Annotated in this window: 11 protein-coding genes; 10 read left to right on the top strand and 1 reads right to left on the bottom strand. The window is 49.5% G+C overall.

Going from position 1 to position 13,447, the window contains the following annotated elements:
• Positions 1 to 3 precede the first annotated feature (3 nt).
• Positions 4 to 936: an NAD(P)-dependent oxidoreductase gene (locus G6R30_RS05260; RefSeq protein ID WP_213822186.1), complete on the top strand. Its 933-nt coding sequence runs from the start codon at positions 4 to 6 to the stop codon at positions 934 to 936.
• A 94-nt stretch (positions 937 to 1,030) separates the two neighbouring features.
• Here the strand turns inward: G6R30_RS05260 and G6R30_RS05255 are convergent, their stop codons facing one another.
• Entirely contained in the window at positions 1,031 to 1,210 is a 180-nt protein-coding gene (locus tag G6R30_RS05255) for a hypothetical protein (RefSeq protein ID WP_213822184.1), read from the bottom strand.
• 394 nt (positions 1,211 to 1,604) lie between these two features.
• Between G6R30_RS05255 and pheS the strand changes: the two genes are divergently transcribed.
• The 9 genes from pheS to cshA all read left to right on the top strand — a co-directional run bounded on the left by pheS (position 1,605) and on the right by cshA (position 13,435).
• On the top strand, positions 1,605 to 2,654 hold the full coding sequence (pheS, locus tag G6R30_RS05250; protein WP_213822182.1) for a phenylalanine--tRNA ligase subunit alpha: 1,050 nt from the start codon (positions 1,605 to 1,607) through the stop codon (positions 2,652 to 2,654).
• A 2-nt stretch (positions 2,655 to 2,656) separates the two neighbouring features.
• Positions 2,657 to 5,116, top strand: coding sequence for a phenylalanine--tRNA ligase subunit beta (gene pheT, locus G6R30_RS05245; protein WP_213822180.1), 2,460 nt, complete (start codon positions 2,657 to 2,659; stop codon positions 5,114 to 5,116).
• Between the two features lie 70 nt (positions 5,117 to 5,186).
• Positions 5,187 to 6,473 carry a UDP-N-acetylglucosamine 1-carboxyvinyltransferase gene (locus G6R30_RS05240; RefSeq protein WP_213822178.1) on the top strand — a complete coding sequence of 429 codons (1,287 nt, stop codon included), beginning with the start codon at positions 5,187 to 5,189 and terminating at the stop codon, positions 6,471 to 6,473.
• 90 nt (positions 6,474 to 6,563) lie between these two features.
• Positions 6,564 to 6,827, top strand: a complete 264-nt coding sequence (locus G6R30_RS05235; RefSeq protein ID WP_213792915.1) for a type B 50S ribosomal protein L31 — start codon at positions 6,564 to 6,566, stop codon at positions 6,825 to 6,827.
• Between the two features lie 81 nt (positions 6,828 to 6,908).
• Positions 6,909 to 8,297: a 23S rRNA (uracil(1939)-C(5))-methyltransferase RlmD gene (gene rlmD, locus G6R30_RS05230; RefSeq protein ID WP_213822176.1), complete on the top strand. Its 1,389-nt coding sequence runs from the start codon at positions 6,909 to 6,911 to the stop codon at positions 8,295 to 8,297.
• 46 nt (positions 8,298 to 8,343) lie between these two features.
• On the top strand, positions 8,344 to 9,210 hold the full coding sequence (locus tag G6R30_RS05225) for an alpha/beta fold hydrolase (RefSeq protein WP_213822174.1): 867 nt from the start codon (positions 8,344 to 8,346) through the stop codon (positions 9,208 to 9,210).
• Positions 9,207 to 10,559 carry a UDP-N-acetylmuramoyl-tripeptide--D-alanyl-D-alanine ligase gene (locus G6R30_RS05220; RefSeq protein WP_213822172.1) on the top strand — a complete coding sequence of 451 codons (1,353 nt, stop codon included), beginning with the start codon at positions 9,207 to 9,209 and terminating at the stop codon, positions 10,557 to 10,559. The genes G6R30_RS05225 and G6R30_RS05220 overlap by 4 nt, the downstream gene beginning before the upstream one ends.
• On the top strand, positions 10,552 to 11,712 hold the full coding sequence (locus tag G6R30_RS05215) for a serine hydrolase domain-containing protein (protein WP_213822170.1): 1,161 nt from the start codon (positions 10,552 to 10,554) through the stop codon (positions 11,710 to 11,712). Before G6R30_RS05220 ends, G6R30_RS05215 begins: the two co-directional genes overlap by 8 nt.
• A 145-nt stretch (positions 11,713 to 11,857) precedes the next feature.
• On the top strand, positions 11,858 to 13,435 hold the full coding sequence (gene cshA / locus G6R30_RS05210) for a degradosome RNA helicase CshA (protein ID WP_238476805.1): 1,578 nt from the start codon (positions 11,858 to 11,860) through the stop codon (positions 13,433 to 13,435).
• Positions 13,436 to 13,447 lie beyond the last annotated feature (12 nt).

Raw genomic sequence — 13,447 nt, 5'->3', positions numbered from 1 at the left:
CTTATGACAAAAAAGATTTTAGTGTTTGATGGGGTTAACGAAAGTGCCATCCAGGAATTACAACAGGCCGGTTACGAAGTGGTCGTTAATTCGCAAACGAAGGATGCCGACTTTGCAGCGGATCCTGACGTGGTTGGTATCTTGTTAATGATGTACAAGATTGATGGAACGGTCATGGATCGTTTCCCAAATCTAAAAGTCATTGCTCGCCATGGGGTGGGCTATGACAACGTTGATTTGGACGCAGCGAAGGACCGCGGCATTGTGGTCGCCAACACACCCGGTGCCAACGCGACGGCCGTCGCCGAAACCGCCGTTGCCTTGATGCTGATGGCCGGTCGTTTGTATGATACCGATAAGCGTGGTATCACTGATGACAAAGCGAAGGCATACGGTGCTTCGCATCCTGGTATGCAAGTGTCAAAGAAAGTTGTCGGAATCTTGGGATTTGGCCACATTGGTCGGACGATTGCCGAGTTATTGACTGGTTTTGGCGTCGAGGTTTTGGCCTATGCCCGTCACGATAAGGACGTGCCAAACGGTCGAATGGCTGCTTTGGATGAAATTTTTGAAAAGGCGGACTTTGTTGTCTCAACATTGCCGGCAACGCCACAAACAACCAAGCTGATTAATGAAGCAGCCTTTAAGAAGATGAAGCAAAGCGCTGTTTTGGTCAATGTTGGTCGTGGTCCGGTTGTGGACGAAGCCGCTTTGATCATTGCCTTGAAGGCTGGTGAAATTGCATCTGCTGGTTTGGATGTTGTCGAAAAGGAACCAATTTCACCATCAAACGAATTGCTGTCGCTCGAAAACACCTATGTTTTGCCACACGTTGCGGGTGGTTCGCGAGAAGCTAAGAAGGCGATTGCCGAAACGGCTGCGCAAAACATTATCGATGTTTTGGCGGGTCAGGGAACAAAAAATCAAGTGAACTAATCGTCGAACGTTTTGATCGTTGGGTTCATTAAAAAAGTCGTACCGGCATCAATTGCTGGTACGACTTTTTGATTTGATTTGTGTTTGTGGAATGTCACTTATCTTCGTTGCGCTTTTTTCCACGTTGTAGCAACCAGTTAACACCGGTAAAGATGAGGAAGAAAAGAGCGGCGGAAAAGAGATCCATTCGAAGGCTGTTCGATGAGAATAGGAAATGAATCACTAGAAAGTAGACAACCGTGCCAATTAACGTTGGTAAAAGTTTGTTCTGCATGTCTTCTTACTTCCCCCTTTCTTGTTTATCTACTCTTATTCTAACCCATTTTTTCGTTTTTGTTAAAGAAACGTGACAAATATTTCTAAAAAAGATTTTGTTGGGCTTCCCCCTGCTAGTTTCTCGGCCTGAAATTTGCTATACTAAAAGGGCAATGCAGGACCTAGTAGGAAGGTTTTGGTTAACTAGCGAGCGGGGAGAGTGGAAGCCTGCGAATCAAGCCTTTGCGAATTTCAGTCCGAAGAAACTTTGATTTAATCGTCAACGGCTGCCGCCGATACCGGCAAAAAGCGCTAGTGAAACTAGAACTTGGGTGGTACCGCGGCATTCGTGACGTCCCTTGGCATCGAAAGATGACAGGGGACTTTTTTATTTGAGTAAAAGAGGGATAAGGATGACATTAGTTGAAGAATTACAGGGCTTCTTAGAGGAAGCAACGACCGAATTGGCCAAAGCCGATGTGGACGTGGAAGCCGTTCGCGTGACTTTTCTTGGTAAAAAAGGAAAGATTACCGGCGTATTAAAGTCCATGAAGGACCTTTCGATTGACGAAAAAAAGGAAGTCGGACAGGTTGGTAACCAGGTTCGCACGGCGATCCAAGGAAAGATTGAAGAAAAGAAGGCTGCCCAGGCGGCGGCCGCTTTGGAAGAAAAGTTGGCGGCTGAAACCTTGGACGTGACGCTGCCAGGTGCGGCGCCAAAGCTTGGGACCACACACGTTTTGCAACAAATCATGGATGAGATTGAAAGCCACTTCTTGGGACTTGGTTACCAGATCATTGATGATCCGGTTGACTCACCCGAAGTCGAAACGGACGAATACAACTTTGAACGTGAAAACCTGCCAAAGGACCACCCGGCCCGTGACATGCAGGATACTTTTTACATTACACCAGAAATCTTGTTGCGGACGCAAACATCGCCCGTGCAATCACGTGTCATGGAGAAGCACGACTTTTCAAAGGGCCCATTAAAGATGATTGCCCCAGGAAAAGTCTACCGTCGTGACACCGATGATGCGACGCACTCCCACCAATTCCACCAAGTCGAAGGACTGGTTGTGGGGAAGAACATTACCATGGCCGATTTGAAGGGGACCTTGCTGTCAATCATGCAAGAACTCTTTGGTGAAAAACATCAAATACGGTTGCGTCCTTCCTATTTCCCATTCACGGAACCTTCCGTCGAAGTGGATGTTTCATGGGACGAAGTGACGGCCGACACGAAGCCAGAAGAGATTAAGTGGATTGAAGTGCTGGGTGCCGGGATGACGCATCCAAACGTTTTGAAGATGGACGGAATTGATCCAGAAGAATATACGGCCTTTGCCTTTGGCCTTGGCCCTGATCGCTTTGCGATGCTGAAGTACGGGGTGGAAGACATTCGTCAGTTCTACCTCAACGATACGCGTTTCTTAGAGCAGTTTAACGAGCGAGGAAACTAATCATGAAAACAAATTTAAAGTGGTTAAATGACTATTTGACGCCGGGCTTGGATTTGAGCGAGCAGGCGATTTTGGACTTGGCCCAGCAAATCGAATTAACGGCCGTTGAGATTGAAGAAGTCGGGCAGGCGGCTGCCAAGCAAGACGGCTTGGTTGTCGTTCGCGTGGACGAAGTCAAGGATCATCCGGACTCAGATCACCTGCATATTACGCAAGTCTTTGACGGGCAGGAACAGATTCAGGTTGTCACGGGTGCCCCAAACGTTGCAGAGGGCCAGTTGGTCATCTTGGCTTCGGTTGGCTCACACATCATTGACCGTGAAAGCGGCGAAATGGTCAAAATCCGAAAGGCTAAGCTTCGTGGCGAAGTTTCCTACGGGATGCTGTCCGCTTTGCAAGAAATTGGACTACCCGATGCTGTTTGCCCAGAACCGATTGAAAACGGGATTTACGTTTTTGATGAAAAGGCCGGTGTCAACCCTGGTGACGATGCACTCGAAGTGCTTGGCTTAAAGGATCCGATGGTTGATACGGACTTGACGCCGAACCGCGCCGATCTGCTTTCGATGCGGGGGATGGCCTACGAGTTGGCGGCGATGACGAATCAACAAGTTCAAGAACAGCAGGTCAGCGAGGCCCCGGTTTCAGCTACTCAAGCGGTAGACCAAGTGACCGTGACTTCTGCTAGCCAAAGTTTGGCAACGGGTGTCGCCCTTTCGGTGATCAATGACTTGACCGTTGAAAAGAGTCCGCTCGCTTTGCAGCGCCGTTTGTGGACCTCTGGCATCAAACCGACCAACAATGTGTTAGACGCCATGCAAGAACAGTTGCTGGCGACGGGGCAACCACTGGCCGCCTTTGATTTGGCCACGCTGCCTGATTCAAATCTGACTGTCCGCTTGGCCGAAGAAGGTGAAGTGCTCGGGCAGGGGGATGGCGAAGAAACCATTGCTTTGCGTGCCGGCCAAGACATTGTCTTGGCTTCTGGTAGTCAGGTTCTAGCCCTGGCTGGCATCCAGCAGGATCCAAACTTTGCCGTTAGCGAAAAGACCCGCGATGTTTTGCTGGTGGCCGGCCAGTACAATCCTAGCTTGATTCGTCAAGCGGCGCGTCGTCATGGCCTTCGCTCGGCCTCTTCCTTCCGTTTGGAACGGGGCATCGATCGTTCAAACACGCAAACAGCCTTGGCTTCAGCTGCCAACTGCATTGCTCTTTTGGCCAATGGAAAAGTCGCTGCCGGACAGGCGTTGGTTGGCTTTAACCAAGAAGAGCAGGTGACCATCACCATGCCACTTGGTCGTTTCAACCAAGTGCTTGGAACGTCGTTGACGGAAGACGAGATCCTGATGCTTTTGAGAAAACTGGCACTCGATGTCTCCGTTGACCAAGGAAAGCTGACCGCTGTTATTCCTGGCCGTCGAACGGACCTACGAATTCCGGCAGACCTGGTGGAAGAAGTAGGCCGTTTGTATGGCTACGACAATTTACCAACGGCCTTGATTGATGGCCAATCAACGGCAGGTGACTTGACTGGTCGCCAAAAGAAAATTCGAGCAAGCCGTCAAATCATGCAGGCGCTTGGCTTTGATCAGGCCATTTCCTATGCCCTCATGACACCCGAAAAGGCAACGGCCTTTAACATTGGGGCTGATCACCCGGTTTTGGCTTTGAATTACCCAATGTCATCTGACCGAACGACGGCTCGACAAAATTTGCTCTCCGGTTTGATTGATGACGTGGCCTATAATGTCGCTCGTTCTGTGAAGAACATGGCGCTCTATGAACAGGGACGGGTCTTCTTGAACGACAATGCCGCCACTCAGCCTGTTGAACAAGAACACTTGGCCGCTGTTTTGGTTGGATCGATTGCCGAATCAACTTGGCAACCAGTCGTCAAGGAGCGCGAGGTTGACTTTTATGCGATGAAGGGCCGGGTGGAAAGCTACCTGGAAAACATCGGCATTGAAAACGTGACCTTTAAGGCGGCTAAAGAGCACCAAAACATGCATCCAGGGCAGACGGCTGACATTTATGCTGGCTCCGTTTACCTTGGTTACGTTGGTCAGGTGCACCCAGAATTTCTTGCTAAGCAGAAATTGCCAGCTATTTTTGCCTTTGAATTGAATTTGGAAGAAATGATTGATGTGGCGAAGCGCGACAACGCTTACCAACCCATTTCTCGCTATCCACAAATCACTCGTGACTTAGCCATTTTGGTGGATGCTGATTTGGCCAACCAAGAAGTCGTCGATTTGATTTGGCAGACGGCCGGGCAGCATTTGAAGACGGTTTCCTTCTTTGATCTTTACACTGGTCAGGGAACGCCAGAGAATAAGAAATCGCTGGCCTATCAATTGACCTACCAGGACCAAAATGACACACTGGTGGAAGAAAAGGTGACAAAGGACTTTGCAAAGGTTCAAACGGCCCTCGTTGAGAAATTTGGCGCAGAAATTCGTTAATTGCAATTGTCAGTTTTTAATAAACCCCGTATAATCGAAGTAAACTCATAGCTAAGTAGGATTTCGCCTCATGGCAAAAATTATTATTAATGGTGGCCACAAAGTCGCTGGTCAAGTGACCATCGGTGGTGCCAAAAACTCAACGGTGGCGCTGATTCCAGCGGCTATCTTGGCGGACACGCCGGTTAACTTTGACAACGTCCCACAGATTTTAGACGTCAAAAACTTACAATATATTTTAGCTGCCATGAACGTTCACTCGAACTTTCATGATGGCGATCTGTCAATCGACCCCACAACAATTAAAGAAGCCCCACTGCCCGCAACGGCGATTAAGTCCTTGCGTGCTTCCTATTATTTCATGGGGGCCTTGTTGGGACGCTTTGGTCGGGCAACCGTGACTTTTCCTGGTGGGGATAACTTGGGCTCTCGTCCAATTGATCAACACATCAAGGGCTTTGAAGCCCTCGGTGCCAAAGTCACGGAAAAAGACGATGTGATTAACATCGATGCCAGTGAAAACGGCTTGAACGGTGCGCGAATCGCCTTGGATACCGTTTCGGTCGGGGCAACGATTAACATTATTTTGGCTGCTGTGCGTGCCAAGGGACAAACCATTATCGAAAACGTGGCCAAGGAGCCCGAAATTATCGATATTGCGACCTTCCTTAATAACATGGGGGCCAACATCCGTGGTGCTGGAACCGATACAATCCGTATTACTGGGGTTGAGAGCTTAAAAGCACAGAACACGCACACGGTGATTCCGGACCGTATTGAGGCGGGAACGTACATGTCGATGGCTGCGGCCTATGGCGATGGGGTGACGGTTCAAAACGTGATTCCGGAGCACTTGGAGTCATACACTTCCAAGCTGCTTGAGATGGGCGTTGATATGCAAATTGGGGAGGATTCCATCTACATTGGTCCTTCTCGTGCACTGAAGCCCGTTTCAATCAAGACGATGCCTTACCCAGGTTTTGCCACTGACTTGCAGCAACCGATTACCCCGCTCCTTTTCTTGGCTGAGGGGGAATCAACCATTATTGAAACCATTTATCCACAACGGATTCGACACATCGCCGAATTGCGCCGGATGGGCGCCGAGTTGTCCTCACTGAACCCCGGTGAAATTAAGGTGAACCATTCCAAGCGCCTCGTTGGAACGACGGTTGAAGCCGCTGAAATCCGTGCCGGTGCGGCTTTGGTCATTGCGGCCATCATGGCCGATGGGCAAACCGTGATTGATAACGCTTCGCATATCTTGCGTGGCTATGACCGCTTGGCTGAGAAGCTGCGCGGCCTCGGTGTCGACTTGCAAATCGAAGGGGTCGACCTGATTAATTTGATGCCATAAGTTCTTGTCAAAAAGACTTTGGCATGCTACACTTATACAGTTAATAACTGACTCTGGCTATGAATAGTCAGGGCGCTAAGGAGATTAGTCATGAAAGCAGATATCCACCCAAATTACCGTCCAGTTGTCTTCATTGATGCCGCAACTGGTAAGAAGTTCTTGTCAGCTTCAACTGTTGAAACTGAAACGACAGCCGAATTTGACGGTCAAGAATATCCATCAGTACGTATGGACATCACGTCAGACTCACATCCATTCTACACTGGTAAGCAGAAGTTTACTCAGGCTGATGGTGCCGTTGATAAGTTTAACAAGAAGTTTGCGAACTTCGGTTTCAAGAACAACGACCAATAAGTTTGTTCAAAAACGTTCACCTCGGTGGACGTTTTTTATTTTGTAAAAGTCCCTCGATAACAATGTGAAGAAGGAAGCGCCATGGCGAAGACGACCCCACCTGTAAAATTACATGAACAAATCCAATTAACGGTGGCCAAGATCCGTCAAAACGGCATGGGCGTTGCCTGGGCGGACGAGAAGCAGATCTACCCTGTCTATTTGGCAGACGCCATGCTCGACGAAGTGGTGGAGGTTGAAATCATTCAGGTCGATAAGTTATCGGCTTACGGTCGGATTGTGTCTTGGGTGAAAAAGCACCCAAAACGCATTGATGCGAACCGCCAGTATCTCATTGAGGCCGGAACGGCGCCCTTAGTCAATTGGGCTTATTCGGCCCAAAAGGACTGGAAGCAATCGCTTGTGAAAGAAAACTTTGCGGATGCTGGTTTAGAAGTTTCAGTGGCTGAACCGGTGACGATGGAAGAAACGGTTCCTTCTTATTATCGGAATAAAACCGTGGTACCCGTAAAATGGCAAAATGGGCACTTGCTGTCCGGCTTTTATCAGCGTGGGACACATGAATTAGTGCCAATGGAAGATTATTTTGTCAACGATCGGCGCTTGGATGAAGTGATTGTGACGGTCCGCAATATTTTGGAAAAATGGCAGATCTCGGCTTATGATCCAGACGAAGAAAAAGGGGCCATTCGCTATATCATGGTTCGTCGTGGCCACTACTCTAAGGAGTTGATGGTTGTCTTGGTGTCCAACGAAGCGACTTTGCCAAAAAGAGACCAAGTCGTTGCAGCCATCAAAGAAGCCCTGCCGGACCTCACATCGTTGATTTTAAATAAGGCCCCAAAGAAGGACTACGTCCAGTTATCGGCTGATAACGAGACCCTTTATGGCCGTGATCAAATTGAAGACAGCTTGCTTGGCAAGCGCTTCTTGATCGGACCTAATTCCTTCTACCAGGTCAATCCTGTCATGACCGAAAAACTCTATCAGACGGCCGCTGATTTGGCGCAGCTAAAGAAAACGGATTTGGTGGTGGACGCCTATGCTGGGATTGGAACAATCGGCATGTCAGTGGCGGACCGTGTCAAGCAGGTGATTGGTGTTGAGGTGGTGCCGGGGGCGGTTTTTGATGCTCAAAAAAACCTGGCCATTAATGGCATTGAAAACGCCAGCTATCGCCTCGCGGATGCGCCAAAACAGTTTGTTTCCTGGCAAGCAGAAGGTGTCCGGCCGGATGTCGTCTTTGTTGATCCGCCACGGCGGGGATTGACCAAGGAACTGATTGAAAAAACGGCGTTGATGGCACCTGACCGGGTGGTTTATGTGTCCTGTAACCCGAAAACGGCTGCCCGCGACTGTGCGCTCTTTCAAGAAGTCGGCTATGCCATCATGGGACCGGTGGTGCCAGTCGATCAATTCCCCCAAACGGCCCACATTGAAACGGTGACAGTTCTTGCTAAAAAGCGTTAAAATAGAATTTAAGAGGATTTTATTCAAGCTGTTTTAGGGGGGCAACATGTTATTTAAGCGAATTCAAGCAAAGGGCGTCTCGATCTTTTATCGAACGGCTGGTGATCCAAAAAAGCCGGCACTTCTGTTGCTCCATGGTTTTCCAACGGCCTCCCATTATTTTCGTCAACTAATGCCTTTATTGGCCAAGGACTTTTACTGTATTGCACCGGACATGGTCGGCTTTGGACAGAGCGAATCGCCTGATCGTCGGGACTATACCTATAGTTTTGAAAATGAGACCGCGGTTATCGCTGCCTTCCTTGAGGCACTGGCTATCGATCAATACTATCTCTATGTTTTTGATTATGGCGCACCAGTTGGTTTTCGCCTCGCAATGGCAGCCCCAGAAAAAATTCTTGGGATTATTAGTCAAAACGGGAATGTCTATGAAGAGGGGCTGGGCAGTAAGTGGCAGGCCCGCAAGGCCTATTGGCAGCAGCCGACAGATGAAGGTAGGGCGACTTTTGCTAAGGCTTACGATCCAAAGACCATTAAAGCGCAGTACCTGGGCGGTGAACAGCCCGGCACTGTCGGCCCCGATGGGTATTGCCTCGATATTTTTTATCGGGAAACGATTGCTGATTTTGCTGAAAAACAAAATGATTTAATCCTGGACTATCGGAGCAATGTTGCCGCTTATCCAGACTTTCAGCGCTATTTGCGCGACTGGCAGCCAAAATTATTGGCCATTTGGGGTCAAAACGATCCTTCCTTCATTTGGCCAGGCGCGCTGGCCTTTCAAAGGGATGTGCCGACTGCCAAAGTCGTCGCTCTTGACGCGGGGCATTTCGCCCTGGAAAGTCAGGCGCAGACGATTGCTAAAGAAATCTTGTTGACTTTTACAGAGGAAAGAAAAAGGAACGCTTTATGAAGCTCACGCTAGCAGATATCAAAGTCGCAACGAATGGCGCGGTGCAGGGCAATGACCAGGTTCAAGTCACAGGGGTTGCCTTCGATTCCAGACAGGTCAAAGCCGGCGATCTCTTCGTTGCCTTGGTTGGTGAAAACGATGGTCACCACTTTATCCAGATGGCCATGGAGAAGGGGGCCAAGGCGGTTTTGGCCCAAGAAGGACACGTTCTGCCAGGAAAGGTACCTGCCGTGGTTGTCGCTGATTCGTTTGCGGGCTTGCAGGCGCTTAGCCAGTTTTACCTCAAGCAGGTTCAACCAAAGGTCGTGGCCATTACGGGTTCCAATGGTAAAACGACGACGAAGGATATGACGGCGGCCATTTTGTCCAAAAAGTACCAGACCTTTAAGACGCCGGCCAACTTTAATAATGAGATTGGCTTACCCGTTACCATTCTTTCCATGCCGGAAACAACCGAAGTGCTCGTTTTGGAGATGGGGATGGACCGACCGGGTCAGTTAACGGCCCTGTCGAATTTGGCCAAGCCCGATATTGCCGTCATTACCATGATTGGTGAAGCCCATCTCGAATTCTTTCAGACACGGGCAAACATCGCCAAGGCTAAGCTAGAGATTGCAACAGGCCTTAAGCCGGGCGGTTTGTTCTTGATTCCGGCAGACGAACCGTTGCTTGTCGAGGCAACGACCCTACCGGAAAACACGAAGACCTTTGGGCCGGTTCCAGCCGATGTCGACGAAAGTTTAACGACCACGGCCTGGACCGAAAACGGTCAGCGGTTTGCAATTCCCATGCTGGGCCGCTATAATGTTAAGAATGCAGAAGCAGCGATTATGGTTGGTCAGGCCCTCGGCTTAGACCTCAAAACCATGGCAAGTGCTTTGGCACATTTTGATCTCACGAAGAACCGGACGGAGATGTTAAAGGCTGCCAACGGGGCGACTTTACTTTCGGATGTCTATAATGCTAATCCGACCGCAACTAAAGAAGTGCTGCAGGCGCTTTCAAAGGATGCTGTCGACAACTTAGTGCTGGTACTTGGCGATATGTTGGAATTGGGCGAGCAAGGCCCAGCCCTGCACGCTGATTTGGCTGACGCTGTTTTGGCAGCCAAGCCTAAAAAGGTCGCGCTCGTTGGGCCTTTAATGGTCGAAAATTTGTTGCCAGCATTAAAAGAACGAGCAGCTGATCTTGACGTCAGGGGCTATCAAGCCGACCAGTTGGAACAGTTGACCACGGATTTGAAAAAGTCTTTGACAGCAAGGGATTTTGTCTTCTTAAAGGCCTCGCACGGGATTCATCTCGAGCAATTGGTTGACGAGTTGACAACAGGATGGGGGAAGCATGCTTAAGCGTACGGATATTTTTCCCGCTAAGGCCAAGCTTCCTTGGTATCATCGCCCGATCTTTTACTTTGCATCGGTTCTTTTCCTCTTTGCCCTCATTTTGGCTTTGACCATTGTTGGGGCTTCCAGACCGGATCGAGCGGTTGCCAAAAAGGCATCCGCAACAACGACGGAACGACTCGACCAAACGGTCCACGCCGATGGCCAAGTCGCAAAGAAACTTGACCAGGCCTTACAGGATAACCATTTTTCTGGTACGGCTTTGCTGGTGAAAAACGGGCATATCGTGCTTCATCAGGGCTATGGAAAAGCAAACGTTGAAAAAAACGAGGCGAACGGGCCGAAAACGACTTTTCCAGTTGCTTCAACGGCCAAGATCTTAACGGCCATTTTGGTGAGCCAGGCGGTGGATGCCGGTAAGCTGTCTTACGAGAGTAAGCTATCGGATTATTACCCAAACGTTTTAAACGCTGACCAAATTACGGTGCGGGATCTGTTGACCATGACCTCTGGTTTGAAGCAGAGCAAGCAGCCGGATAGTTTTACTTCCGATGCGGACAACGTGGACTTTTCAGCTGCTAATGCGGAGAGTTCAGGTGGTGTGATTGGCACGGGGTCCGGTTGGACTTACCAGCCCATTAACTACCGCTTGCTCGCCGGCATTTTGATGAAAGTCACGGGCAAGCCCTTCCAGACGCTGGCCAATCAGGCCTTTAATCAGAAGGCGAAATTAGGCATTTTTTTCTATCCGACTTTTAAAAAGGCGGCAAACTTTGCTAAGGCCTATCAGTTTGGAAGCGAGAGTGAGCGGGATGTTTTGCCGGTGGAATACCAGCGGGAAACGGGAACCGGTAACGTGTCGATGACGACCGGCCAACTCTATCAACTCTACCGTTTATTTTTCACGAACAAATTGGATAAAAATCCTCAACAGCTCCTTAGCCAACACTTGCCGGCACACTATGTTTCCGGTTTGTATGGTTATGGATCGGTCTATGAAGGGCATGGCATCTTTTCGGGTTATGAATCGAATACCGTCGTTTCAAACAAGGGGAAAAATGCCATTATTCTTCTTTCGAATCAGTATGATGGCGATCATTCCTTCGAAAAACTTGGTCAGCAGTTCTTTACGGAACTAACCGGTCAGGCTGCCCCCTAAGAGAAATTGAATCATTTGATAACACTAGTCAGTCCAGTTAGACTATAAACTGCTTGGCCTTTCCAACGCGCAGGGAGCGCGTTATTATAGAAGTAGACCAATTTGGTCTTAAAGCGCGCTTTGTGTGCTTTCAAAGGAGAAAATTTTGAAGTTTGAAGAACTCGGCTTGTCACAAGCCATTTTGCAGTCCATCGCAGCCCACGGTTATGTGGACGCAACACCAATCCAAGAAAAGACGATCCCGCTGACTTTGGCGGGTAAGGACGTCATTGGCCAGGCCCAAACGGGAACTGGTAAGACGGCCGCCTTTGGTTTGCCAATCTTGGAACACATCGACTTGGATAACCCAAACATCCAAGCGGTGATCATTTCCCCAACGCGTGAATTGGCCATTCAAACAGCTGAAGAATTAAAGAAGTTGGGTTCAGACAAGCACGTGAACGTGCAAGTTGTCTTTGGTGGATCTGACATTCGCCGTCAGATTCAAGGCCTAAAGTCACACCCACAAATTTTGGTCGGAACGCCTGGCCGTTTGCTTGATCACATTAACCGTAAGACGGCTAAGTTGGGTCATGTTCAAACCTTGGTCTTGGATGAAGCCGACGAAATGTTGAACATGGGCTTCTTGGACGATATCGAAGCGATTATTGCCCAAGTGCCTGACGCACGTCAAACGTTGCTCTTCTCAGCAACAATGCCAGAATCCATTCGTCGTATTGGGGTGAAGTTCATGACCAACCCTGAAATGGTGAAGATTGAAGCCAAGCAATTGACGACGGATTTGGTTGAACAGTTCTTCATCCGCTGCCGTCACGAAGAAAAGTTTGACGCTTTGACACGGACAATCGATATCCAAGAACCTTTCTTGGGCATCGTCTTTGGTCGTACGAAGCGTCGCGTTGAAGAATTGGCCCGTGGGTTGGAAGCTCGTGGATATAAGGCTGCCGGCTTGCACGGTGACTTGACCCAGCAGATGCGTTCCCGTGTCTTGGACCAATTTAAGGCCCACGAAATCAACCTCCTGGTGGCAACGGATGTGGCTGCCCGTGGGTTGGACGTGAAGGATGTTTCCCACGTTTATAACTTCGATATTCCACAGGATCCCGAATCGTACGTCCACCGTATTGGACGTACGGGTCGTGCCGGTGCAGAAGGAACATCTGTAACCATTGTTGCGCCAAACGAAATGGACTACTTGCGTGCCATTGAAGACTTGACGAAGAAGCGGATGACGCCTTTGCAACCTGCTACTTTGCAAGAAGCACGAATTGGCCGCATTAACGGGGCCATTGATTCTGCCGCTAAGTTGATGAACTTGGTTAAGCCAGAAGAAATGCCTTCACAGGTTGCTCAATTGGTTAGCCAATTCACACCGGAACAATTGGCCGCTGGCCTCTTGGCTTCGGCTGCTGGTTTGGAAAAGCAAAACGCACCTGTTACCTTGTCTCGCGAACGTCCTTTGCCACGCCGTAAGGGTGGTAAGGGTGGCTCACGTGGCGGCTATCGTGGTGGTAACCGTCGTGGAAACGGTGGCGGTGGCTACCGTGGACATCGCGATGGTGAACGCCGTGGTAATGGTGGCGGTGGCTACCGTGGCCGTCGTGATGGCGAACGTCGTGGCAACGGTCATGGCGGTGGTTATAAGGGCAACAACCATGGCGGCGAACGTCGTGGTAATGGCCAAGGTCGCAAGCGCGACTTTACCGTCCGTGAAAAGGGCTAAAGTTTAAATTAC

This window comes from Fructobacillus parabroussonetiae (genome assembly GCF_018437265.1).
Classification (GTDB): Bacteria; Bacillota; Bacilli; order Lactobacillales; family Lactobacillaceae; genus Fructobacillus; species Fructobacillus parabroussonetiae.
Note: the sequence above shows the minus strand (reverse complement) of the source record. Positions and strands in the feature narration are given on the sequence as shown.